A 23,758-nucleotide genomic window follows, 5' to 3' on the forward strand; every position below is an offset into this window, starting at 1 on the left:
TCTATCGTCCCAGCAGGAAGGCGCGCGGATTGCGCTCGATGGTGGTGGCAAGGCTGCCGAGGCTTTCGGCCGCCCGGCGCAGGCCGCGCAGCGTGTTGACCGTTTCGGTGTTGAACGCGCCGCGCTCGCCGTAGGTGGCGATCACCGCCTCGGCCCGCGCGGCCAGTTGCTGGAACCGCTGCGACAGCTGCGGCAGGGTGTTGGCGGCGCGGGCGATCTCGTCCATGGCGCGCCGGGCCGAGGCGAGCGCCGCGTTCAGGCTGCCGGCGGCGTTGCCGTCGCGCAGGTCGTTCAGCAGGCCGGACGCCGCCTGAAGCGTGTCCGACAGGTTGCGCGGCAGCTGTGCGGCGTCCTCGGTCCCCAGCATGGCGCGCAGATCGTCCACCACGCCCTTGCCCGCCTCGCTGATGCCCGACCAGTCGAACGTCTCGACCGCAGCGGCGGCGGCGTCGATCCGGTCCACCATGGCCGGCACGTCGGCCGCAGCCTGCCGGATCGAGGTGGCGGCGGCGCCCGCGTCATCGACGAACTGGCCGATGCGCGCGCCCACCTTGTTCCGGGCCAGGTCGGCGGCGACCGTGCCGATGTCGGCGGCGGCCGTCCCCACGCGGTCCACCGCGGTGCCCAGCTTGCCGGGAAGCGCCTGCGCGGCCTCGGTCCCGATCAGGCCGCGCACGTCGGCCAGCACCTGCTGGGCCTGCGCCCCGATCGCGGCGAAATCCACGCCGCTGACCGAGGTGGCGGCGCTGTCAAGCCGGTCGATGATCCCCGGCAGCTTGTCGGCCGCCCCGTTCAGCTTGTCGGCGATCTGGTCGGCCTTGTCGGTCGCACCCGCGATGTTGGCCACCGCGCCCGAGGCGCGCAGCTCCTGCACGGCCGTGCGCAGCTCGGTCATCGTCACCTGCGCCTCGTCGATGGTCTGGCGCAGCGATTCGGGGATCGCGCGTGTGTCCTGCGAACTGGCGATGGCGGTCACGCTGTTCATCATGTCGGTGGCCGACTTCAGCAGTTCCTCGAGCTTGAGGCTGCCCAGGCGGTTCACCAGCCCCTGCGCGGTGGTGGCGATGTCCGACAGGTCCGGCGGCGCGGACGGCAGGACCGGGAACGGCTTTGCGTCGGCGTCGATCTGCGCGGGCGGCGCATCGGGCAGCTCGATCAGCTCCACCATCAGCGAGGTGCCGAAGATCCCCGCGCCGGTCACGCGCGCGCGCAATCCCTGCGCCACGCGTCCGGCCAGGAAGGTCAGCGCGTCCGAGGGGCCCGCGTCCTCGGGCAGTCCCAGGCGCTGCGGCGACAGGGCGATGGTGATGTCCTGCAGGACCTGCCCCGCCTGCCCTTCCTCCCCCGGCACGACGCGCACCGACAGGCCGCTGACGCGCCCCACCGTCAGCCCCTGGAACTGCACGTCCGCCCCCTCGGCCAGACCGCGGACGGCCTCGTCCATCAGGACCGTCAGGCGCAGCTCGTCGCCGGGCGCGGTGGCGAACAGGCTGTTCTGCGCCGTCTGCCGGTCGGGCTGCAACTGGAACACATGGCCCTGGGCGACCGGCTGGCCACCCGACGACAGGGTCGCGAACTCTGCCCCGCCCTGCACCAGCGAGGACACGGAATTGACGTTCAGCGACACGCCCTGCGGCCCCAGCGACACCGAGAAGCCTGCCGTGTCCCAGAACACCGTCGCGGTGGTCAGGCGCTGGTCGTGGGGCGCTTCGATGAAGACATCGGCCTGGACGCTTTCGTCGGTGTCCGACAGCCGCAGGTTCTGCATCCGCCCGACCTGCAGGCCGCGATAGAAGATCGGCGCGCCCTCGGTCATGCCCTTGGCGTCGGCCGAGGACAGGACGACCCAGGTGCCCTGTTCGTTGCTGCGGGTCAGCGGTGCGCGGTCCAGCCCCTCGTGGACGACCAGCTCGGCCGGCCCGGGCCGGGCGTCCCAGTAGCCCTCGATGAAGGCGCCGGTCAGCACCGTGTCCAGGCGCGAGATGCCCTGCGCCGACACCTGGGGCCGCACGATCCAGAACTCGGCGGCGTCGTCGATGAACTGCGCGACGTCCTTGTCCACGCGGATCGAGACCACCACCCGCTGAAGATCCTGCGTGAAGCGCACGGCCTCGACATTGCCCACGGTGATCTCGCGGAACTTCAGCGCGGTTTCGCCGGGGGTGATGCCGGTCGCGTCGGCAAAGGCGACCTGGACCAGCGTGCCGCGCCCGGCATAGGCGTTCCAGGCCAGCGCCATCGTCACCAGCAGCGCGATGATCGGCACCGCCCAGATCACCGACACGCCGGCGCGTGCGGCGCGGGCCGCGGTGCGCCGCACCGGGCTGGCCGGACGCAGGGTGCCCGGACCCGAGGGGGGGCGGGGGCTGTCGCCGTCGGGGCCGGACCCCGCGCGGGGGTCGGTGACGGGCGGCGGTCTGTCGGTCATGCGGCGGTCCTGTCCCTGCGGGTCCGCAGCGGCAAGCCGCGCCAGATCAGCCGCGGGTCAAAGCTTTGCGCGGAAAGCATCGTGAAGGCAACCGACAGCGCAAAGCTGACCGCCGCCGGCCCCGGGTGGACGGTCGCGACGAACCCCAGCTGCACCAGCGCCGCCAGGATGGCCACGACGAAGACGTCGATCATCGACCAGCGCCCGATGAACTCGATCGCCTCGAGCGCGCGCAGCCGCGTGTGCGCGGCCTCGACCGAGGCGGGACGGCCGGCGACGTGGGCCAGCCAAGCGATGACCACGAACTTGCCGATCGGCACGACGATCGAGGCCACGAACACGATCGCCGCGACCCCGTAGCTGCCGTGATGCAACAGCTCGATCACGCCGCCGATGATGGTGGCTTCCGAACTGCCGCGCAGCCCGGCGAAGGTCTGCGTCTTCAGCATCGGCAGCAGGTTCGCCGGGACATAGAAGATCAGCCCCGCGGCCAGCCACGCCCAGACCGCCTGCAGGCTGCGCCGGTCGGGGGGGGTCAGCCGTGCCCCGCAGCGGCCGCAGGTGGTGGCGTCCTCGGGCCAGACCCGGCCGCAGCCCCGGCAGCCGACCAGCCCGGCGCGGTGGGCGGTCAGGACCGGCGCGTCCTCTCGTGCGGCCAGGGCGTCGCTGGCGGGCGCGGCCGGTCGGGGTGGGGTCGGGGCAGGCGCGGCCGGGGCGGGCGCGGTCATAGGGCGCCGCCCCCCTGGACGGCGGCGTCGCCCGTCTGGGGCCGGGCGGCGTCGGGGATCGCAGGACCGTCCCGCCGCTCGGCGCCAGCCCCCTCCTCGCCTTCGACCAGGGCGCGCCGGGCCGCCGTCCGGGCCGTGTCGGGGACGACCTCGCGGCCGTCGGTGAACGCGCCGCGATCCTCCAGCGTGTCCCAGATCGTCGTCGAGCAGGTGAACACGTCACTGGCCGCGCCGACCACGATCAGCGCGCAGAACGCCCAGAACGCCGGCCCCAGGCTGACCGTGGCCAGTCCCGCCACCTTGACCAGCGCGACCGACGTGCCGATCACGAAGATCTCGGCCATGGACCAGGGGCGCAGGATCTCGGACAGGCGGAAGGCCGCGCCGGCATGGCGCGCGGGCAGCCCCTGCCCCCGCATCGGCAGCAGCACATAGACCAGCAGCGCCGCCCGCAGCGCCGGCAGCGCCACGATGAAGCCCAGCACCGCCACGGTCAGCGGCATCAGCCACCCCTGCGAGAACGCCAGCGCCACCCCGAAGATCGACGTGGCGTTGCCGAATCCCATGCGCGAGATTTCCAGGAACGGAAAGAACACCGCCGCGACCATCAGCACCATGGACGTGACCGACAGCGCCACGATCTGCGTGAACGCGCCCTCTCGCGGGCGGGCCAGCACGCTGTGGCAGCGCACGCAGCGCGCGGTCTCGCCGGGCGTCAGCTCGGTGTCCACATGCAGCGCGTCGCAGCGCGGACAGGCGATCAGCCCCGCGCCGGTCTGCACGTCATAATGCCCCGCCTCGATCATGCCCCGCAGGATAGGGCCGGGCCGCCGCGGCGCAAGGGCGGCCCCGCGCAAGGCTGCGTGAAAGGGCGCAGCCGCCCCGCTTGCGACTGGCGCAGCCTCTGCTAGCGTCGGGCCAAGTGAGGGGGAGCGCCATGACCCATGACGTCATCATCGCGGGCGCGGGCAGCGCGGGCTGCGTTCTGGCCGCGCGCCTGTCGGAGGACCCGCGCCTGCGCGTCCTTCTGATCGAGGCGGGCGGGCGCGACAACTATCACTGGATCCACGTGCCGATCGGCTATCTCTACTGCATCGGCAATCCGCGCACCGACTGGATGTACAGGACCGCCCCCGAGCCGGGTCTGCACGGGCGGTCGCTGCTCTACCCGCGCGGGCGCGTTCTGGGCGGGTGCAGTTCGATCAACGGGATGCTGTATCTGCGCGGGCAGGCCGCCGACTATGACGGCTGGCGGCAGATGGGCTGCACGGGCTGGGGCTGGGACGATGTCGAGCCGCTGTTTCGCAAGTCCGAGGATTACTTCGCAGGCCCCTCCGAGCATCACGGCGCGGGCGGCCCCTGGCGGATCGAGACGCAGCGGCTGCGCTGGGACATCCTGGACGACTGGGCGCGTGCCGCGCAGGCCGAGGGCATCCCCGCCAGCGACGACTTCAACACCGGCGACAACGAGGGCGTGGGCTATTTCAAGGTCAGCCAGAAGGGCGGCTTCCGCGTGTCCGCCGCCCGCGCCTTTCTGCGCCCGGCAAGGCGGCGGCCGAACCTGACCGTGATGACCGACCGCCAGGTCCGCCGCGTCGTGTTCGAGGGCGACCGCGCCGTGGGGGTCGAGGTCTTTGCCGACGGTGTCGCCGAGGTACTGCGCGGGCGCCAGATCGTGCTGGCGGCCGGGGCCATCGGATCGCCCCAGATCCTGCAGCTGTCGGGAATCGGACCGGGCGCGCTGCTGGCCGACATGGGCATCGCCGTGCGCCGCGACGCGCCCGTAGGCGAGAACCTTCAGGACCACCTGCAGCTGCGCTGCGCCTGGAAGGTGTCCGAGGCGCGCACCCTGAACCAGCTGGCCCGGCGCTGGTGGGGCAAGGGCATGATCGGCGCCGAATACATGCTGCGCCGGACCGGCCCGATGAGCATGGCGCCCAGCCAGCTTGGCGCCTTTGCGCGGTCCACCCCCGACGTGGCGACGCCGGACCTGGAATGGCACGTCCAGCCGCTGAGCCTTGAGGCCTTCGGCCAGCCGCTGCACGACTTTCCCGCCATCACGGCCAGCGTCTGCCACCTGCGCCCGGAAAGCCGGGGCCATGTCCGCATCGCCTCGCCCGACCCGATGCGCCACCCGGTGATCCAGCCCAACTATCTGTCCACCCCGGGCGACCGGCTGACCGCCGCCCGCGCGATCCGCATGACGCGCCGGATCATGGCGCAGGACGCGATGGCCCGTTATCGCCCCGAGGAGTTCAAGCCCGGCCCGGCCGCGCAGACCGACGCCGAGCTGGCCGATGCCGCGGGCCAGATCGGATCGACCATCTTCCACCCCGTCGGCACGGCCCGGATGGGCGCCGACGACGGCGCGGTCGTCGATCCGCGGCTGCGGGTGCGCGGGGTGCACGGGCTGCGGGTGGTGGACGCCTCGGTGATGCCCGTCATCACCTCGGGCAACACCAACGCGCCCACGATCATGATCGCGGAAAAGGCCGCCCTGATGATGGCCGAGGATTTGCGCGGCATTTGACCCGTTAACCCCTGCCCCCCGGCCCGCCTGCTAAGGTGCGGATGGGCGACGTGGGACGGGGGGTGGCTGATGGCCGCGGGCAAGGGCAACTCGCCCATCATCATCAAGCGGATCACCGTGTCGGGCGGCGGCGGGCACCATGGCGGCGCGTGGAAGGTGGCCTATGCCGATTTCGTGACGGCGATGATGGCGTTCTTTTTGCTGATGTGGCTGCTGAACGCCACCACCGAAAAGCAGCGCCAGGGGCTGGCCGACTATTTCGATCCCACCATCCTCAATTCCCCGTCCGGTGCGGCCGGGGGAATCGACGGCGACGGACCCCCGCAGACCCCCACCGAGGCCGCGCAGACCCAGGATTTCGAGGCGACGGCCCGCGCGATCCAGAACCGGCTGACCGGCAGCGGCGCCGAATCGATGCAGCGGGTGAACCTGCTGCGCCACGTCGTGACGCGGATGACCGACGAGGGGCTGGTCATCGAACTGGGCGACATCGTGGACGAACCCCTGTTCGTGGACGAAACCGCCGAGCCGACGCCCGCGCTGCGCGAGCTGACGGCGATCCTCGCCGCGGTGCTGGGTAATGTCCGCACCCCGGTCGCGGTCGGCGGGCACGTGCGGGCCTATCCCGAGATGATGGTGGACAATCCGTCGTGGCCGCTGTCGGACGGGCGCGCGCATGGCGTGCGGCAGTTGCTGGCGCAGGGCGGCATGGACCCGGCGCGCATCAAGCGGGTGACGGCCCATGGCGACCGCCGCCCCCGCGACGCCAATCCGATGGACCCGTCCAACAACCGGGTCGAGGTCATTTTACTGAGATAGGCGGACAATCCGCTGGCGCGTTAGGGGGATGTTAAGCCCTGCCGCGCACTCTGGCCGCACCAACGAACCAGTCAGGGTGACGTGCATGTCGATCTCTTCGTCCCTCAACGCCGGTGTCGCCGGATTGGCCGCGAACGCCACGCGCCTGGCGGGCATCGCCGACAACATCGCGAACTCGGGCACATTCGGATACAAGCGGGTGAACACCGAGTTCGAGGGGATGGTGGTCACCGCAGGCCCTGCCTCGGGCACCTATTCGGCGGGCGGCGTCAGGGCGATCTCCTCGCGCGTGGTGGACGAAAAGGGGGGGCTGGTCACATCGGCGAACGCGCTGGACCTGGCCACGGCGGGGCGCGGGATGCTGCCGGTGATGCCGTCGGTGCTGCTGGGGGCCGGGCTTGGCGACCGGCCGATGATGATGACGTCGACCGGATCGTTCCGCCCCGACGCCGAAGGCGTGCTGCGCACCGATTCGGGCCTGGTCCTGCTGGGCTGGCCGGCGAATGCGGACGGCACGATCCCGACCAGCAACCGCGATTCGGTGGGGGCGTTGCAGCCGGTGATCCTGAACGGCAACCAGACCTCGGCCGACCCGACCACGACGATCAGCCTGGGCATGAACCTTCCGGCGGTGGACACGCGATTCGGCGCGGAGGGTGACGCCCTGAGCACCCGGGTCGAGTATTTCGACAATCTCGGCGCGCCCGAATCGCTGGACATCACCTTCACGCCGACGGTCGCCGGCGCGGTGGGGCAGTCGAACACCTGGACGATGGTGATCCGCGATTCCGCCATGGACCCGGCCTCGAACGTCATCGGGGAATACACGCTGGTCTTCGACGACAGCCCCGCGCTGGGCGGTACGCTGGCGTCGGTCACCTCGGTCAGCGGGGGCGCGTACGATCCCGCCACGGGAACGATGGCGCTGACCGTCGCGGGCGGCCCGATGACGGTGGGGATCGGCCTGCCGGGGGACCGGGACGGGATGACGCAGCTGGGCGCCAGCTTCAAGCCGACCAACGTCACCAAGGACGGCTCGCCCGTCGGCAACCTGACCACCGTCGAGGTTGACGAGAACGGCTATATGCACGCCACCTACGACACGGGCTTTGTCCGCACGATCTATCAGATCCCGCTCGTGGACGTGCCCAACCCGAACGGCCTGGTCGCGCTGAGCAACCAGGCCTATCAGGTCTCGCCCAGCTCGGGGTCGTTCTTCCTGTGGGACGCGGGCGACGGCCCCACCGGCGCTGTGATGGGTTACGCCCGCGAGGGATCGACCACCGACGTCGCGGCCGAGCTGACCGACCTGATCCAGACGCAGCGCGCGTATTCGTCCAACGCCAAGGTCATCCAGACCGTGGACGAGATGCTGCAGGAAACCACCAACATCAAACGCTGATCGGGGGGCCGCAGTCGCGCGGTGTAATCGGCCATGAGCCTGTCGAACGCACTCTCGGTCGCCCTGTCGGGGCTGACCGCCGCCTCGCGCGGGACCGAGGTGGTGGCCACCAACCTCGCGAACGCGATGACGCCCGGATTTGCCCGGCGCGAGCTGCACCTGTCGCCGCAGGCGCATGCCTCGGGCGGCGGCGTGCAGATCGACGGGGTCGCGCGGGTGATCCGCAGCGCCGTCCTGGCCCAGACCCGGATCGCAGACGCCGGAACCGCCCGCGCCGATACGCTTGCGGCGTTCCACGCCACGCTTGCCGGCGCCTACGGGGTTCCGGGCGACGCCGGGGCGCTGACGGCCCGCCTGGCGGATCTGGACGCCGCCCTGATCACCGCCGCGGGCCAGCCGGAAAGCGAGGTCCGGCAGTCGCAGATCCTGTCCACCGCGCAGGCGCTGACCGGCACGATCAACCGCATCTCGGACCAGATCCAGCAGGCGCGCGGGGCGGCCGACCAGGCGATCGCCGCCGATGTCGACCGCCTGAATCAGGGGCTGACCCGCGTGGCCGCGCTGAACCGGCAGATCGCCGTGCAACTGGCCAGCGGCAACGACGCCAACGCCCTGCAGGATGCCCGCCAGACCGAAATCGCCGCCATCGCGCAGATCGTGCCCGTTCAGGAGGTGGCGCGCGAGGGCGGGCGCGTGGCCCTGTTCAGCACGTCGGGCGCGGTCCTTCTGGACAGCTCGCGACCCGTGAGCGTCGGATTCGCGCCGGCCGGGCCGATCACCCCGCAGATGACGGCCGGCACGCCCCCGCTGTCGCGCCTGATGCTGGACGGGGTCCAGATGACGGCGGGCCAGATGCGCCTTTACGACGGCGGGCGCCTAGGGGCCAACTTCACCATCCGCGACGAGGCTGCCCCCGCGGCGCAGGCGGGCTTGGACGCGCTGGCCCGTGACCTGCACGACCGCCTGGCCGACCCTGCCGTGGACCCGACGCTGGTCGCCGGCCAGCCGGGACTGCTGACCGACGACGGGCAGATCGCCACGGCCGCAACCGAGGCGGGCCTTGCCGGTCGCCTGCGCCTGAACGCCGCGGTCCAGCCGGACCGCGGGGGTGCCCTGTGGCGGCTGCGCGATGGGCTGGGCGCGGCCGCGCCGGGCCTTTCGGGCGACTCGACCCTGCTTCAGGGGCTGCGGGGGGCGCTGGCCGGTGCCCGCACGCCCGCGTCCGCCGCGCTCTCGCCGGTGGCGCGCACCGCCGCGGCCTTGGCCGGAGAGCTGACATCGGGCGCGGCCAGCAACCGCCTGGCGGCCGAAGCGCGGCAGTCGGCGGCAGGCGTTCAGTCCGCCGCGTTCGAGGCGATGATGCAGCAGGACGGCGTTGACAGCGACCAGCAGATGGAAAGCCTGCTTCGGCTCGAGAACGCCTATGCCTCGAACGCCAAGGTGCTTCAGGCCGTCGACGAGATGCTCCAGACGATCCTGAGGATGCCATGACCCCCAGTTCCATCGGCGACCTGACGCGCGCGACCTCTCTGCGGCAGGCCAATGTCCTGCTGAAGTCGCGCCTGAACACGCTGACCCAGGAGGCCACGACCGGGGTCAGGTCGGACATTCCCGCCGCGCTGAACGGAAACCTGGGCCCGCTTGCCCAGATCGAGACGCGGCTGACCAGCATCGCCGCCTGGCGCCAGAACGCGACGGGCGCGGCGGCAGAGCTTGCCGGGCTGCAAGAGGCGCTGGGTGCGATCCAGGACATCACGTCAGAGATGGGACCGGTGCTGCTGGGCGCGGCAGGCAGCGCGGATGCCGCGACGCTGGACCTTCGCGCGGGGCAGGCCGCCGCGGACCTGCGGGCGGTGGCAGGCTTCATGAACGTCGACCTGGGCGGCCGGTACCTGATGGCGGGCGCGGCGGTCCGGTCTGCGCCGATCGTCGATCCGGGCCGGATCCTGGCCACGGCGCGAACCCTCGTGTCGGGCCAGCCCGCGACGGCGGACGTCGTCGCGGCGGTGGATGCGTGGCTGGACGCGCCGCCGGGCGCCGGCGGATTTGCGGACGCGCATGTCCCGGGCGGGCTGGGTGGCCCGGCCCCGGTCGCGGTCGGGGCGGACACGATCGTTGCGAACCCTGTCACCGCCCTTGATCCTTCGCTGCGCGACACGCTGAAGGGGCTGGTCCTTGCCGCCCTGGCCGGGGATGCGGGGCTGGGCTACACGCGCCAGCAGAAGGCCGACCTGATGGCCGCGGCGGGGCAGCGGCTGTCCGGGGGCAACCATCACCTGACCCTGTTGCGGGCGTCCGTGGGCCTGACGCAGGACACCGTCGAGCAGGCGGACACGCGCAACGGGGCCCAGCAGACCGCCCTGTCGCTGGCGCGCTCGAACCTGGTGGCGGCCGACCCGTACGAGACGGCCTCGGCCCTGACGCAGACCGAAGGCAACCTGCAGACCCTTTATGCCCTGACCGCGCGGCTGTCGCGCCTGTCGTTGACGGATTACCTATGACCCGCATCCTCCGCCTGACGCTCATCCTGCTGATGCTTCCTGCCCTGGGTCTTGCGGCCCCGGTCCGCATCAAGGACCTGGCGACGATCGACGGCGTGCGCGGCAACGACCTTGTGGGCTATGGCCTGGTCGTCGGCCTGAACGGCACCGGCGACAGTGTCCGCAACGCCCCCTATACCGGGGAGATGCTGGCCGGCATCCTGGAACGGCTGGGCGTCAACGTCACCGACGAAACCTTTCGGCCCAAGAACGTGGCGGCGGTCATGGTGACCGGCACGCTGCCCCCCTTCGGCCGCGCCGGCAGCCAGATCGACGTGACCGTCTCGGCCATCGGCGACGCGAAAAGCCTGCTGGGCGGCACGCTGGTGATGACGCCGCTGAATGCCGCGGACGGGCAGGTCTATGCCGTGGCCCAGGGCTCGATCATCGCGGGCGGGGTCTCGGCCCAGGGGGACGGCGCCAGCGTCGTGCAGGGGGTGCCGACCGCCGGCACCATCCCGTCCGGGGCGCGGGTCGAACGCGAGGTCGATTTCGATTTCTCGACGATGGCCAGCTTTCGCATCGCGCTGCGCTCGGCGGATTTCACGACCGCGGCGCGGATGGAAAAGGCGATCAACGACGATCTGGGCGACGGCGTCGCGACGCTTCTTGATTCCGGCACGATCGCGATCGACTCGGCCAGCCTGGGGCGGGTCAACCCGGCCCGGCTGGTGGGCCGGATCGAGAACATCGCCGTGGAGCCGGAAAGCAAGGCGCGCGTGGTGGTCGACCACAAGTCGGGCACGATCGTGATGGGAGAGGATGTCCGCATCTCGCGCGTCGCGGTGTCGCAGGGCAATCTGACGCTGCGGGTCCGCGAGACGCCGATGGTGTCGCAGCCGAACCCGTTCGCCCCGGGAGACACGGTGGTGGTGCCGCGCACCGATGCGTCGGTGACGCAGGAACCCGGGATCGGCTTTGCCGAGGTCAGCGGCGAATCGTCGCTGTCCGACGTGGTCGCGGGGCTGAACGCGCTGGGCGTCAGGCCGCGTGAACTGATCGACATCCTCAAGGCTGTGCACGCCGCCGGGGCGCTGCACGCAGAGTTCGTTGTGAACTGAAGGGCCGCGCACCAGCCGGCGTGCCACCCCCCCGCGTCGAACCTGCACGGCGGGGCGGCGCTGCGGGCGGGACCGGCGCTATGCCTGCACCGTCTCGCCCGGTTGCACAGGCCGGCCGTCGACGGTCAGCGCGATCTCGCCCGAGGGGACACGCACCGCCGCGATCTGCCAGCTGCGTCCCGCCAGCCGCAGCCGCGCGGTAAAGCCGGGCCAGTCCTGCGGCAGGCGGGGATCCAGCACGAATCCCTCGGGGCGACGGGTGATGCCCAGCAGCCCCTCGACCGCAGCGCGATACATCCAGCCCGCAGAGCCGGTGTACCAGGTCCAGCCGCCGCGACCCAGCTTGTCGCGGTCGGCATAGACGTCGGCGGCCACGACATAGGGCTCGACCCGATAAGTTTCGGCCGCGGTCGGGTCCAGCGCATGGCTGATCGGGTTGATCGCGTCAAACAGCCGGTGCGCGCGCGTGCCGTCGCCCGACCGGGCCAGCGCATAGACCATCCAGGCCGCCGCATGCGTGTACTGCCCGCCGTTTTCCCGCACGCCGGGCGGATAGGACTTGATGTATCCCGGCTCGGCCGGCGTGTCGCGGAAGGGCGGCGTGAACAGCCGCATGACCTGGGCCCCGCGCACGAACAGCTGGTCCAGGGCCGCATCCACCCCCTGGCGGGCGCGGTCGGCCCGCCCTGCGCCGGAAATCAGGGCCCAGCTTTGCGCGATGGAATCGATCCGGCACTCGGCGCTTTCGGCCGAACCCAGCGGCGTGCCGTCGTCGAAATAGCCGCGGCGATACCACGCGCCGTCCCACCCGTGGGTGTCGAGGGCGCGCACCACGTCCTTGCGGTGGGCCAGCCACGCCTCGGCGCGCGCCGTGTCGCCGCGCAGGCGGGCCAGCGGCGCAAAGGCCGCGATGGTGTCGCACAGGAACCAGCCAAGCCAGACGCTCTCGCCGCGACCCTGTTCGCCCACGCGGTTCATGCCGTCGTTCCAGTCTCCTCCCAGGATCAGCGGCAGGCCCCGTTCGCCGGTCCGTGTCACCGCCAGATCGAGGGCTCGCGCGCAGTGGTCGTAAAGCGCCGCCACCTCGCCCGAGGGCTGAGGCGGAAAGAAGCGGTCGTGCTCGCCGGGCTCCAGCGCGGGGCCGTCGATGAACGGCACCGCCTCGTCTAGGATCGCGCTGTCCCCGGTGGCGCGGACATACAGGGCGGTGATGTGCCCCAGCCAGACCACGTCGTCCGAGATCATCGTCCGCACCCCGGCGCCTCCGCGCGGCAGCCACCAGTGCTGGACATCGCCCTGCGGGAACTGGCGCGAGGCGGCGTTCAGGATCTGGCGGCGGCACAGCGCAGGGTCCTGCAGGATCAGGGCGCTGGTGTCCTGCAACTGGTCGCGGAACCCGAAGGCGCCCGAGGCCTGATAGAACGCCGTCCGCGCGCGAATCCGGCAGGCCAGCGCCTGATAGGGCAGCCAGGTGTTGACCATCAGGTTCAGCCGCGGGTCGGGCGTGTGCACCTGCAGCGTGCCCAGCGTCTCGTCCCAGTCCTGCCGGGCCGCCGCAACCGCCCGCTCGGGCGCCTGCGGCGCACGCGCGGCCTGCAGCACCCCCGCCAGATCGGCTGCGGGCGCGTTGGCCAGGATCACGGTCGCCTGCGCCGTTTCCCCGGGGGCCAGGGCCATCGCCCAGCGGATCGCAAGGCAGGGGTCGCCCTCGGCGTGCAGCCCCTGGGCACTGCCGGGCGTGTGGTCGCGCTCGGTGGGGCCGACCGGATCGGCCGGCGCGCCGACGGGCCAGTCGGCCAGCGCCGCAGGGCGCCCCACCGGGCCGCCGCGTCCCAGGAACCCGGTGCGCGAGCCGCAGAACCGCTGGAGCGGCCGGTCGCAGGCCAGCGCCGTCACCCGGTCGCCGAAATCCGTCGAAAAGGTGTTCTGTCCCAGCAGCGCGTCCAGGTCGCGGTCGAACCGCGTCTGCACCATCGGCGCGGTGCGGGTCCGGTCGCTGCCCAGCACCAGCTGGGCATAGGCGATGCCTTGCAGGTTCAGGCGCCGATTGGTGCGGTTCGTGACCGCCAGCCGCGTCAGCCGCGCCGGCCCGTCCGGGGACAGGGTCATCACCGCCTCGACCGCGACCCAGCCGTAATCGGCGCTGAAGCGGGAATAGCCCAGCCCGTGGGCAGCCTCGTGCACGGCCGTGGGGTCGGTGGACAGGGCCAGGAACGGCGTCGCCACCGCGCCGGTGTCGGGATCGTGGATCAGGATCGCCTCGCCCGGCGGGTTGCTGACCGGGTCGTTCGACCAGGGCGTGACCTGATAGTCGCGCGAGTTCACCGCCCAGGTGAAGGCCGCGCCCTCGGCCGAGACGTGAAAGCCGAAATCCTCGCGCGCGACGACGTTGATCCAGGGGTGCGGGGTCTGGCGGTCCTGCGTCAGGCGCAGCACGTATTCGCGCCCGTCCGGCGCGAAGCCGCCAAAGCCGTTCCAGAACTGCAACGGCGAGGTCGAGGGCGGCAGCGGCGCGGGCACCACGGCCGGCGGTCGGGAACGCGGCAGCGCCGCCTGGGGCCGGCGGGGGGGCGAGGCCTCGCGCAGCCGGTCCATCTGCTCGGACAGCTTGCCGTTGCGGGTGTGCAGCATGATGCGGGCCGCCGACACCAGCGTGTCGAAGCTGGCCTTGCTGATCTGGTCGCGGCGCACGGCATGGACGTGGCGCGGCGCGGACGGGCCTGCGACCTGCTGGGCGGCGTCGCACAGCGCGCGGATCGCGTGCTGCAGGTCCTGCACATAGGACGAGGCGCGTTCGTTCAGGATCACCACGTCATGGGCCACGCCGCGGGCGCGCAGGAAGGCGTGCATCCGCAGGGCCTGGCGGACGATGGGCAGGTCCGCCTCGTCGTCGATGCGCAGCAGCAGGATCGGATCGTCGCCCGAGATGCCCATGGGCCACAGCTCGGCCTGCGTCCCCAGCTCGGTCCGGCGCTTGGGGGTCGCGGCCATCCGCAGGTCGGGCCAGATCAGCAGCGCGGCATAGGCGCGGAACAGCTTGGCCTCGTCCAGCGTGACGTCCAGATGGCGCAGCTGGACCTGCGAATAGGTCCAGGACAGGCGCAGCTCCTGGTCGAAGACCGCCGGACGGCTGTGATGGGTGGCCAGGCGGTCGCGGTCCTCGGCCGTCTCGGCCACCAGCGTCCAGAAGGTCAGCGCGACCGACTTGCCCGCCGGCACGCGCACCCGGCGCCGGATGGCGAAGATCGGGTCCAGCGTGTGGCCCTGCGCGCCCGACAGGGTGGCGCCGGGGGCAAAGGCGGCGGGATCGGCCAGCGTGCGGCCGCGGCCCAGAAACGCGCGGCGATCCGTCTCGGCCTCGGCGGCGGGAACGATGGCCTCGTCCGAGGCGGCGACCAGGTGGGCCAGGTAATAGGCCTTGCCGTGCGGATCGCGCGGCCGGCGCTCGGCCACGATCAGCGAGCCGCCGTCGCGGATCTGGGTGTGGACGAACATCTTGGAGAACGCGGGATGCGCGCGATCGGACGCGGGCTTGTCCAGCACGATTTCCCCGTACGACGTGACCTCGATGGTGCGGTCGCTGCCCGAGCGGTTGCGCAGGGTCAGGCGGCGGCCGTCGGCGTTGCCCTCGGCCGCGGCGATGACCTCCAGCCGGCTTTCGATGGCGTTGGCGGTCTTGAAGAACTCGGCCTTGTGGTCGGAAAACACGGCCGAGCTGCGCTCGTCGTGCCCGCCGCCCGGGGAATGGGTCGCCGACCACCATTCGCCGGACTTCACGTCCCGCATGAAGATGTGGATGCCGCCGTCGTCGGTGGTGGCGTCGGGCGTCCAGCGGTTCAGCGCGATGGCGCCGAACATCGACCCCCCCGCCCCCGTGGACGAGATGATCGTGGAGAACGCGCCGTTCGACATCAGCGCCACCTCGCGCGGGGCCTGGCCGGGTTCGTCCACGGCGGTCTGGGTGTCGCCCGCCCCCAGCATGGACCCGCGCCCCAGGCCCTTGGTGGACGGCGCGCGGGTGACGGGGGTGATGTCGCGCGGCGATTTTTCCTGCAGCAGCAGCTCGGACGCGCGGACCACGGGATCGGCATGGAACCGGTCGCGGTGGACGCCGTCCAGCACGGTGTTCGCGATCGCCATGATCGACATGCCGTGGTGATGGGCCATGACGTTGCGGACGATGGAATGGGTGGCGGGCGCGCGCAGCCGGTTGGGCGCGAAATCGACCGCATCGTAGAACCCGTAGGGCCCCTCGGCCCCCATGGCGCGCAGCCGCGCGAGGTTGCGCACGGCGGCCTGCGGGCGGATCTGCGCGGCCAGGATCGAGGCATAGGGCGCCACGACATAGTCGCCGCCGGTCCGCTTCAGCGCCAGGGTCGGCACGCCGAAGGCATAGTACTGATAGTTCATGTCCCGGTCGCGGGCGTTGAACGCGCTTTCCGACAGGCCCCAGGGCAAGTTGTGGGCGCGCCCCCAGTCGATCTGGACGTCCACCGCCATCTGGTTGGAATGGTTCAGGATACCCCCCTGCCGTTCCTTCAGCAGCAGGGGCGGCATCAGGTATTCGAACATGCAGCCCGACCAGGACAGCAATGCCCCCTGGTGGCCCACGGTGGCGAAGGGGCGGCCCAGCCGGGCCCAGTGTTCCTTGCGGATGTCGCCCTTGGCGATGGCCAGAAAGCTGGTCAGCCGCGCCTCGGACGCCAGCAGGTCATAGCTGGATTCGTCGAGCTGCTCGTCGTGGGGACGATAGCCGATCGACAGCAGCATCTTTTCGGGATGCACGAACAGCGTGAAGTCCATCTGGAACGCCAGCAGCCGCGCCCGCTCGGCCAGCAGCGCGACGCGGGTGGCAAAGCTGTCCATCGCCACGCGGCCCTCGGGGGCGGGGGTCAGCACGTCGGCGCTGTCGCGCACCAGCGCCTGCGCCCAGGCCAGCACCTCGGCCGCGGCGCCATCGGGGGTGGCGCCGTCCAGCTCGGTGGCCAGACGCAGGATCTCGGCCGCGCGGCTGTGCATCTGGTCGATCGCCACGGGGTCCGACAGCGGCCCGCCCGCGGTCTGGGCCAGCGCCGCGGCAAACCCGCCGATGGCGCCGTCCAGCGCGCCGCGCAGGTCGCGCAGCGCGCGGCGGTCCTGCGGCAGGACGGCCAGTTCCATCTGCAACAGCCCCAGCGTGTCGCCGAGGCCCCCCGCCCGGCGGCGCCGGATCGAGGGCGCGTCGCTGGCCCAGTCGCGCAGGCCCGCCGCCAGCGCCACCAGCAGCCCCGCCAGGTTGCCGCTGTCCACGGCCGACAGATAGGGCGCGGGCAGCACCGCCAGCGTGCGGGTGCTGTACCAGTTGAAGAAATGGCCGCGGAACCGCGCCATGCGTTCCATCGTGGTGATCGTCGCGTCGATGCGCGTCAGCGCCGTGTCGAGACCGATCCAGCCCATGTCGTGGGCCGACATCACCGACATCAGGTAAAGCCCGATGTTGGTGGGCGAGGTGCGCTCGGCCAGCTTCGGCTCGGGCGTTTCCTGCCAGTTGTCGGGCGGCAGGTGGTGGGTGTCGGGCCCCACGAACGTCTCGAAATACCGCCAGGTCCGGCGCGCCACGCGGCGCAGGTCGGCGGCGTCCGCCGCGTCCAGCACCAGCCGGTCCTCGGTCTCCAGCGGGCGCGAGGCGCGCGCCATGATCCACGGCGCGGCGATCCAGATGCCGCCCACGACCAGCGCCACCGGCAGGGCGGTCGGGTTCAGCGCCGCCGTGGCCAGGATGCCCGCCCCCCCGATCAGCGGCGAGGCGATCATGTGGCGATAGGCCGCCCCCAAGCCCCCGCCGGCGCGGCCCGCGTCGCGCGCCGTCGTCCATTCCAGCAGGTGGCGCCGGCTGACCCCCATCCGCCACAGGGTGCGCCCGATGGCGTCCAGCGCCGACCAGGCCCGGAACGCCACCGTTGCCAGCCGCAGCGCCAGCTGCGTGACATAGGTCAGCGCATCGCCCAGCATGTGGCGCAGGTGATAGTCCCACGACACGCCGTACTGCGGCCGGAACACGCGCAGGTCCACTTGCAGGATCGGCACCAGCGCCGCCAGCAGGATCAGCGCCGCTTGCCAGACCATGGCGTCCCCCCCGCGCAGGACCAGCCAGCCCGTCACCGACGCCCCTGTCCAGCCCACCGCCACCAGCGAGCGGCGCAGGTTGTCCAGCATCTTGAAGCGGGCCAGCCCGTCCAGGCCGTTGCCCGGCGTCAGGATCATCGGCAGCAGCTGCCAGTCGCCGCGCATCCAGCGATGCTGGCGGCTCGCCTCGGTCGCATAGCGGATCGGGAAATCCTCGACGACCTCGACGTCGGTGACCAGGGCCGCGCGCGCCAGGCTGCCTTCCAGCAGGTCGTGGCTGAGCACGGCGTTTTCCCGGATCCGCCCGGTGACGGCGGATTCGAAGGCATCGACATCGTAGATGCCCTTGCCGGTGAAGCTGCCGCGGTCGAACAGGTCCTGATACAGGTCCGACACCGTGAACACATACGGGTCCAGCCCCCGGTTGGCCGAGAAGATGCGCTGGAACACCGAGGCGTCGGCCCCCGTCGTCAGCGACGGCGTGACCCGCGGCTGCATGATGCCGTGGCCGCGCACGACGGTGCCGTCGGGCCCCAGCACCGGGCGGTTGACGGGGTGCGCCATCTTGCCGGCCAGCGCCGACACGGTGTCGCGCGGCAGGCGGGTGTCGCTGTCCAGCGTCACGACATAGCGGATGCCCTCGGGCGGGGTGGGGCCGGTGGACAGGAAGCTGGTGCCGAAATGGCCCCGCAGCAGCATGTTCAGCTCGGTCAGCTTGCCGCGCTTGCGTTCCCAGCCCATCCAGACGCCCTCGGACGGGTTGAACTGCCGGCGCCGGTGCAACAGGAAGAACCGCCGCACGCCGCCGTGGTCATAGCGGTCGGCCAGCGCGTCGATCCGGTCGCGGGCGTGGTCCAGCAGCCGGCGATCGTCGGGCATGGTCTCGGCGGGCGCGTCGCGCCAGTCGGTCAGCAGCGCAAAGCTGACATCGCCCAGGGGATTGGCCAGATAGTGCGATTCCAGCATGTCGGCCAGTTCGTCCACGGCGTCCAGGCTGGTGATCATGCCGGGGATCACGACAAGGGTGCGCGCCTCGGGCGGGACACCGGCGCGAAAGTCATACGAGGGCAGCCGCTGCGGCGGCACCGTCCGCGCCGCCAGGAACCCCAGCGCCTGCATGGCGGTGTCGGACGCGGGCAGCACCGTCAGCCCCAGCAGCAGCGCGACCTGCCAGCCCGCAAGGCCCCCGTCGGGCAGCAGCCAGCCCATCGCCGCCACCAGCGTCGCGGTGATGGCGATCAGCGGCAGGACCAGCATCCACAGGCCGACGCGGCGCAGGCCCGCCAGCCGGTCGCGCCAGGTTGGCCCGTAGCCCGCCAGCGCGCGGAACGCGACCTGCTCCTCTCCGACCAGCAGATGCCCGACCTCGACCCGCTCGCCCGCGGGGGTGCCGGCGCGGCGCCCGGCCTCGTCCAGGGCGCGCTGCGCGACCTCGAGCTCGGTCAGGTCGGACCGCCGCGCGATGCGCTCGATGGCCGAGCGATAGCCGGTGCGCGTCCCCTGGTCGAGCCGGGGGTATTCCGAGCCGGCGGCCAGCAGGGCGTCGACCACGCTGACGCCCTCGAACCAGTCCAGCCAGTCCACTTCGCCCATGCGGCGCAGGCTGCGGACGATGTTGCCCACGGTGACGTTGCCGCTGGACTGGCGGGCGTATTCCGTCTGGATCGCGCGTTCCGCCGCCTCGGGGCCGCCCAGCCTGCGTTCCAGCGCGGCCAGCGCCGCCTGCGCGTCCGGGCCGCCGTCGCGCAGCCGGTACAGCAGCTGCGCGGCCACCGTCTCGTCGCCCACGCGGCCGGCGTGGCGGTCGATCACGGCCGCGGCGGCCCCGGGACCGATGGCCTCGGCCAGCTCGTCGGCGATGGTGTTGGCGGCATTGCGCCGGGCGCGGGCGGTGGACACGCGGTCGGCCAGCCGCCGCAGGTTTTCCACCAGCACATAGCGCAGGAACGTGGGCACCGCCCACAGTTCGGCGATGTCCAGAACGGCGACCGACTGATAGCCGCGCAGAAAGGCGGTCAGGTCGTCGCGGTCCACGTCGGAGTTCGTCAGCGCGACGAAATACCACGCGATCAGCAGGCTGCGGGGCGCACTGCCGCCGCCAGACAGCGCCACCCCGGGCAGGCGACGCAGGAAGTTGCGGTTGAACCCCTGGCGCAGCTGGCGCAGGTTTTCCTCGACCATGTGGTGGTTGTCGATCAGCCATTCGGCCGCCGGCGTCACCGTCTCGCCGCGCTCGGCGGCAGCCACGGCCTCAAGGTAGTTCGTGCGGATCGCCTGCTGGTTGTCGATCAGCCGCTGGATCGGGCGCGCCGGCGCGTCCGCAAAGTCGGGGCGCGGGGTCAGCGCCAGCTCGCGCCCGGCCTCGTACATCGACCGTCCGGTCCACAGGTCGAAGCGGATCGGCTTGAGCGTCGGGGTCCAGTCCGAGCCCCGCATCCCCTTGCCCGACCCGCCCTGGCGGCGCGCGGCGCGGCGCCTGCGCGGCGACAGACGGCGGCGGGGCGAAGAGGGGAATGAGTTCGACATCTGGACGTCCGCCTTCGTTGGCCCGGACCTGCGGGCGTGCAAGGAAAAGCACAAAACCCCGCCCGCGCCAACGCCCCAGCCCGCGGTTCGTGCCCGGCGGTCCGGCGTGCCCCCTGTCGCAGGCGCCCCGCTTTCGCTATGGCCGCCTCAGGACAGCCAGCGACAGGGCCCGCCATGACCCAGACCACGACCATCCCCACCACCCCCATCGAGGGCCAGAAGCCCGGCACATCGGGACTGCGCAAGAAGACCCGCGTCTTCATGCAGCCGCACTATCTGGAAAACTTCACGCAATCGGTCTTCGACGCGATCGGGGGGATCGCCGGCAAGACGCTGGTGCTGGGCGGCGACGGTCGGTTCTGGAACGACCGGGCCGCGCAGGTGATCCTGCGCATGGCGGCGGCCAACGGCGCGGCGCGGGTGATCGTGGGGTGCGGCGGCCTGCTCTCCACGCCCGCGGCCTCGCACCTGATCCGGCTGCGCGGCGCGGACGGCGGCCTCATCCTGTCGGCCAGCCACAACCCCGGCGGCATCGACGAGGACTTCGGCTGCAAGTTCAACGGCCCGAACGGCGGCCCCGCGTCCGAGGCCGTGACCGACGCGATCTTTGCCCGCAGCCTGGCGATCGACCGCTATCGCATCACCGAGGCGCAGGACGTGGACCTGTCCACGCCGGGCGAACGCCGACTGGCCGGCATGACGGTCGAGGTGGTGGACCCGGTCGCCGATTACGCCGCCCTGATGGAACGGCTGTTCGACTTCGACGCGATCCGGGCGCTGTTCGCGGGCGGGTTCTCGATGCGCTTCGACGCGATGCACGCCGTGACCGGCCCCTATGCGGTGGAGATTCTGGAACGCCGCCTGGGCGCGGCGCCCGGCACGGTGGTCAACGCGAACCCCCTGCCCGATTTCGGCGGCGGCCATCCCGACCCGAACCCGGTGTGGGCGGCCGATCTGGTCGCGCTGATGATGGGCGAGGACGCGCCCGATTTCGCCGCCGCGTCGGACGGCGACGGCGACCGCAACATGGTGCTGGGGCGCGGGGTCTATGTCACGCCGTCCGACAGCCTGGCGGTGCTGGCGGCCAACGCGACGCTGGCCCCGGCCTATGCCGGCGGGCTGGCGGGGGTCGCGCGCTCGATGCCGACCAGCCGCGCCGCCGACCGCGTGGCCGCGGCGCTGGGGATCGAACGCCACGAGACGCCGACCGGGTGGAAGTTCTTCGGCAACCTGCTGGACGCCGGCCGCGTCACCCTCTGCGGCGAGGAAAGCGCCGGCACCGGGTCCGACCATGTGCGCGAAAAGGACGGGCTGTGGGCGGTGCTGCTGTGGCTGAACATCCTGGCCGCCCGCCGCCAGTCGGTGGCCGAAATCCTGGCCGAGCACTGGGCCCGCTTCGGCCGCGACTATTACAGCCGCCACGACTACGAATCGGTGCCCACGGCGGGCGCGAATGCGCTGATGGACCGGCTGCGGGGGATGCTGCTGGCGCTGCCCGGCCAGACGGCGGGGGGGCTGACGGTCGCCGAGGCCGACGACTTCACCTATCACGATCCGGTGGACGGCTCGGTTTCAAGCCGTCAGGGGGTGCGCGTGACCTTCACCGACGGCAGCCGTGTCGTCTTTCGCCTGTCGGGCACGGGGACCGAGGGCGCGACCCTGCGCGTCTATCTGGAACGCCACGCCCCGCCCGGCCAGCCGCACGACCTGGACCCGGCCAAGGCGCTGGCCCCGGTCATCGCGGCGGCCGAGGCCCTGGCCCGCATCGCCCAGCACACCGGCCGCACCGCGCCGGACGTGACGACCTGATGGACGGCGGATTGCCCGCAGGCGATGGCCCGGCGGGGCCCGTTCCAAGGCCCCGCGCCGGCGCCGTCCTTCCGTTGGACGGGGTCGGCTCCGACGCGGGGGGCGTCGTCCGGCGCCGGGTCCGGCGCGCCGCGATGATCCGGTGCAGTCAGACGCCGCCGCCGGCGCGATACGCACCCGCGTCCGAAGGGTGCACGGACCTTCCCGATGCCGCCTTTGTGCAGGGAGCGGGCGGAGCGAACATCCTCCGGGCCAGCGAGCTCTGCTCGCGCAAACAGGCCGGACATCCGAGAGCACGCGATCGGGTCGAAAGTCTGCTACCATCCTGACAAGAGGGGGGCCGTCCACATCTGCAATCTCTACAGCCAGACCCGCGCGCAGGACGCGATCCGTCAGTTGTTCGGCGGCTCGGCCTTCACCGACACGACCGGCAACCTTCAGCCCGGCAGCGTCTGGCCCGACCAGCTTGCGCCGGTCGTGCGGCACACGGACGGCGGGCTGGAGCTGGCCCGCGCCCGTTGGGGGATGCCCTCGCCGCCCTCGGTCCTGAAGACCGCGCGCGATCCTGGCGTGACGAACGTGCGCAACACGGCCTCTCCGCACTGGCGGCGCTGGCTTGGCCCCGCGCATCGCTGCCTTGTGCCGCTCACGTCCTTTGCCGAGCCGCAAGGGGCTGGACGGGGCAACCAGTGGTTCGCGCACGCGGACGACGCGCCCATGTTCTTTGCGGGGATCGAGGTCCGTGGCTGGACGTCCCTGCGCAAGGTGAAGGACGGCGAGACGACCGACGACCTGTTCGCGTTCCTGACGACCGAACCGAACGCCGAGGTGCGCCCGGTGCATCCCAGGGCGATGCCGGTGATCCTGACGCGGCCCGAGGACTGGAACACCTGGCTGACCGCGCCCTTCGACATCGCCGGAATGCTGCAACGGCCGCTGCCCGACGGCACGCTGAGGCTGACCGAAGCCCCGGTCTGAGGCAGCGGCAGGGCGGCGACCCGGGGCCGTCCGTTGGGCGGTTCCTGGCCCCAGGGCGGTCCCGCGCCCTGTCCTGACGGCGCGGCATAGGACGCCCGTGCGAGCGACCGCAGGCGCGACAAGGGCGAGCAGCGGAAAGGAGTGTCACGGGGAAGACTGGTGGAGCCGAGGGGAATCGAACCCCTGGCCTCATCATTGCGAACGATGCGCTCTACCAACTGAGCTACGGCCCCACAGGCGCGCTGTTTGGCGCGCGCGCGGGGGGTTGTCAAGCGGGACGGCGGTCATTCACAGCCGATCCCGCCGCGGTCCAGGGGGCGACCAGAGCCGATCTCGCGCGCGCAGCCGCCCGACCCCGCTTTCAAGCCGTCGCGCCGCGCACCCAGTCGGCCAGCTGCGCGGCCGGGCGCGCGCCGGCCAGCCGGGCGGCCTCGCGCCCGTCGCGGAACAGGATGAACGCCGGGATGCCGCGGATGTCGAAGCGGACCGTTGCGTCGGGATGGCTCTGGGTGTCGATCTTGGCCAGCCGCGCCTGACCGGCCAGCAGCCCGGCGGCGCGCTCGTACTCGGGCGCCATGGCGCGGCACGGGCCGCACCACGGCGCCCAGAAATCCACCAGCAGCGGCAGGCTGTCGCGCCGCGCGGCCTTTTCCAGCGTCGCGAGGTCGATGGCCACCGGCGCGCCCGGCATCAGCGCCGCGCCGCAGGTGCCGCATCGGGGCGACTGGCCCAGCCGGTCGGCCGGCAGGCGGTTGCCCTGCCCGCAGGACAGGCAGGTCAGGGTGTGGGACGACGTGTCGGAGGAGGGCATCGGGGCGCGCCTTTCACATCA

The 23,758-nt window shown here is 72.0% G+C and carries 13 protein-coding genes and 1 tRNA gene; 8 read left to right on the plus strand and 6 right to left on the minus strand.

Features of this window, described 5'->3' with window-relative positions; genetic code table 11:
* Position 1: 1 nt before the first annotated feature.
* Genes DPQ23_RS02045 through DPQ23_RS02055 form a run of 3 tightly spaced genes read right to left on the minus strand, consistent with a single transcriptional unit; the run spans position 2 to position 3,962 of the window.
* Positions 2-2,428, minus strand: a complete 2,427-nt coding sequence (locus DPQ23_RS02045) for an MlaD family protein (protein WP_112872987.1) — start codon at positions 2,426-2,428, stop codon at positions 2-4.
* Positions 2,425-3,156, minus strand: a complete 732-nt coding sequence (locus DPQ23_RS02050; RefSeq protein ID WP_112872988.1) for a paraquat-inducible protein A — start codon at positions 3,154-3,156, stop codon at positions 2,425-2,427. Before DPQ23_RS02050 ends, DPQ23_RS02045 begins: the two co-directional genes overlap by 4 nt.
* Complete coding sequence (locus DPQ23_RS02055; protein ID WP_112873313.1) at positions 3,153-3,962, minus strand: paraquat-inducible protein A; 810 nt, start codon at positions 3,960-3,962, stop codon at positions 3,153-3,155. The genes DPQ23_RS02050 and DPQ23_RS02055 overlap by 4 nt, the downstream gene beginning before the upstream one ends.
* Before the next feature lie 131 nt (positions 3,963-4,093).
* Between DPQ23_RS02055 and DPQ23_RS02060 the strand changes: the two genes are divergently transcribed.
* The 6 genes from DPQ23_RS02060 to DPQ23_RS02085 all read left to right on the plus strand — a co-directional run bounded on the left by DPQ23_RS02060 (position 4,094) and on the right by DPQ23_RS02085 (position 11,508).
* Positions 4,094-5,686: a GMC family oxidoreductase gene (locus DPQ23_RS02060; protein WP_112872989.1), complete on the plus strand. Its 1,593-nt coding sequence runs from the start codon at positions 4,094-4,096 to the stop codon at positions 5,684-5,686.
* 69 nt (positions 5,687-5,755) lie between these two features.
* A complete protein-coding gene (locus DPQ23_RS02065; RefSeq protein ID WP_112872990.1) occupies positions 5,756-6,505 on the plus strand; it encodes an OmpA/MotB family protein in 750 nt (249 codons plus the stop codon).
* 85 nt (positions 6,506-6,590) lie between these two features.
* On the plus strand, positions 6,591-7,907 hold the full coding sequence (locus DPQ23_RS02070) for a flagellar hook protein FlgE (RefSeq protein ID WP_112872991.1): 1,317 nt from the start codon (positions 6,591-6,593) through the stop codon (positions 7,905-7,907).
* Between the two features lie 33 nt (positions 7,908-7,940).
* Positions 7,941-9,398 carry a flagellar hook-associated protein FlgK gene (gene flgK / locus DPQ23_RS02075; RefSeq protein ID WP_112872992.1) on the plus strand — a complete coding sequence of 486 codons (1,458 nt, stop codon included), beginning with the start codon at positions 7,941-7,943 and terminating at the stop codon, positions 9,396-9,398.
* Complete coding sequence (locus DPQ23_RS02080; protein WP_112872993.1) at positions 9,395-10,408, plus strand: flagellin; 1,014 nt, start codon at positions 9,395-9,397, stop codon at positions 10,406-10,408. Before flgK ends, DPQ23_RS02080 begins: the two co-directional genes overlap by 4 nt.
* On the plus strand, positions 10,405-11,508 hold the full coding sequence (locus DPQ23_RS02085) for a flagellar basal body P-ring protein FlgI (protein WP_112872994.1): 1,104 nt from the start codon (positions 10,405-10,407) through the stop codon (positions 11,506-11,508). Before DPQ23_RS02080 ends, DPQ23_RS02085 begins: the two co-directional genes overlap by 4 nt.
* Positions 11,509-11,586: 78 nt before the next feature.
* Here DPQ23_RS02085 and DPQ23_RS02090 read toward each other — a convergent pair whose 3' ends face one another.
* Entirely contained in the window at positions 11,587-20,139 is an 8,553-nt protein-coding gene (locus DPQ23_RS02090) for a glycoside hydrolase family 94 protein (RefSeq protein ID WP_162630605.1), read from the minus strand.
* 174 nt (positions 20,140-20,313) lie between these two features.
* Here DPQ23_RS02090 and DPQ23_RS02095 point away from each other — a divergent pair, with 174 nt between their 5' ends.
* On the plus strand, positions 20,314-21,948 hold the full coding sequence (locus DPQ23_RS02095; RefSeq protein ID WP_112872996.1) for an alpha-D-glucose phosphate-specific phosphoglucomutase: 1,635 nt from the start codon (positions 20,314-20,316) through the stop codon (positions 21,946-21,948).
* Between the two features lie 396 nt (positions 21,949-22,344).
* Positions 22,345-22,926 (plus strand): SOS response-associated peptidase, encoded by a 582-nt coding sequence (locus DPQ23_RS02100; protein ID WP_240602313.1) that lies wholly within the window; start codon positions 22,345-22,347, stop codon positions 22,924-22,926.
* A 157-nt stretch (positions 22,927-23,083) separates the two neighbouring features.
* Here DPQ23_RS02100 and DPQ23_RS02105 read toward each other — a convergent pair.
* Together DPQ23_RS02105 and trxC are read right to left on the minus strand one after the other, a co-directional pair.
* Positions 23,084-23,159: transfer RNA gene (locus DPQ23_RS02105), tRNA-Ala, on the minus strand.
* Between the two features lie 128 nt (positions 23,160-23,287).
* On the minus strand, positions 23,288-23,737 hold the full coding sequence (gene trxC / locus DPQ23_RS02110; RefSeq protein ID WP_112872998.1) for a thioredoxin TrxC: 450 nt from the start codon (positions 23,735-23,737) through the stop codon (positions 23,288-23,290).
* Between the last annotated feature and the right edge of the window lie 21 nt (positions 23,738-23,758).

Source organism: Paracoccus endophyticus, assembly GCF_003286075.1.
GTDB lineage: Bacteria > Pseudomonadota > Alphaproteobacteria > Rhodobacterales > Rhodobacteraceae > Paracoccus > Paracoccus endophyticus.

Excerpts from the sequence above, each read along its gene's own strand:
- DPQ23_RS02045 (WP_112872987.1), bottom strand. The coding sequence starts at position 2,428 with ATGACCGACAGACCGCCGCCCGTCACCGACCCCCGCGCGGGGTCCGGC.
- DPQ23_RS02050 (WP_112872988.1), bottom strand. The coding sequence starts at position 3,156 with ATGACCGCGCCCGCCCCGGCCGCGCCTGCCCCGACCCCACCCCGACCG.
- DPQ23_RS02055 (WP_112873313.1), bottom strand. The coding sequence starts at position 3,962 with ATGATCGAGGCGGGGCATTATGACGTGCAGACCGGCGCGGGGCTGATC.
- DPQ23_RS02060 (WP_112872989.1), top strand. The coding sequence starts at position 4,094 with ATGACCCATGACGTCATCATCGCGGGCGCGGGCAGCGCGGGCTGCGTT.
- DPQ23_RS02065 (WP_112872990.1), top strand. The coding sequence starts at position 5,756 with ATGGCCGCGGGCAAGGGCAACTCGCCCATCATCATCAAGCGGATCACC.
- DPQ23_RS02070 (WP_112872991.1), top strand. The coding sequence starts at position 6,591 with ATGTCGATCTCTTCGTCCCTCAACGCCGGTGTCGCCGGATTGGCCGCG.
- flgK (WP_112872992.1), top strand. The coding sequence starts at position 7,941 with ATGAGCCTGTCGAACGCACTCTCGGTCGCCCTGTCGGGGCTGACCGCC.
- DPQ23_RS02080 (WP_112872993.1), top strand. The coding sequence starts at position 9,395 with ATGACCCCCAGTTCCATCGGCGACCTGACGCGCGCGACCTCTCTGCGG.
- DPQ23_RS02085 (WP_112872994.1), top strand. The coding sequence starts at position 10,405 with ATGACCCGCATCCTCCGCCTGACGCTCATCCTGCTGATGCTTCCTGCC.
- DPQ23_RS02090 (WP_162630605.1), bottom strand. The coding sequence starts at position 20,139 with ATGTCGAACTCATTCCCCTCTTCGCCCCGCCGCCGTCTGTCGCCGCGC.
- DPQ23_RS02095 (WP_112872996.1), top strand. The coding sequence starts at position 20,314 with ATGACCCAGACCACGACCATCCCCACCACCCCCATCGAGGGCCAGAAG.
- trxC (WP_112872998.1), bottom strand. The coding sequence starts at position 23,737 with ATGCCCTCCTCCGACACGTCGTCCCACACCCTGACCTGCCTGTCCTGC.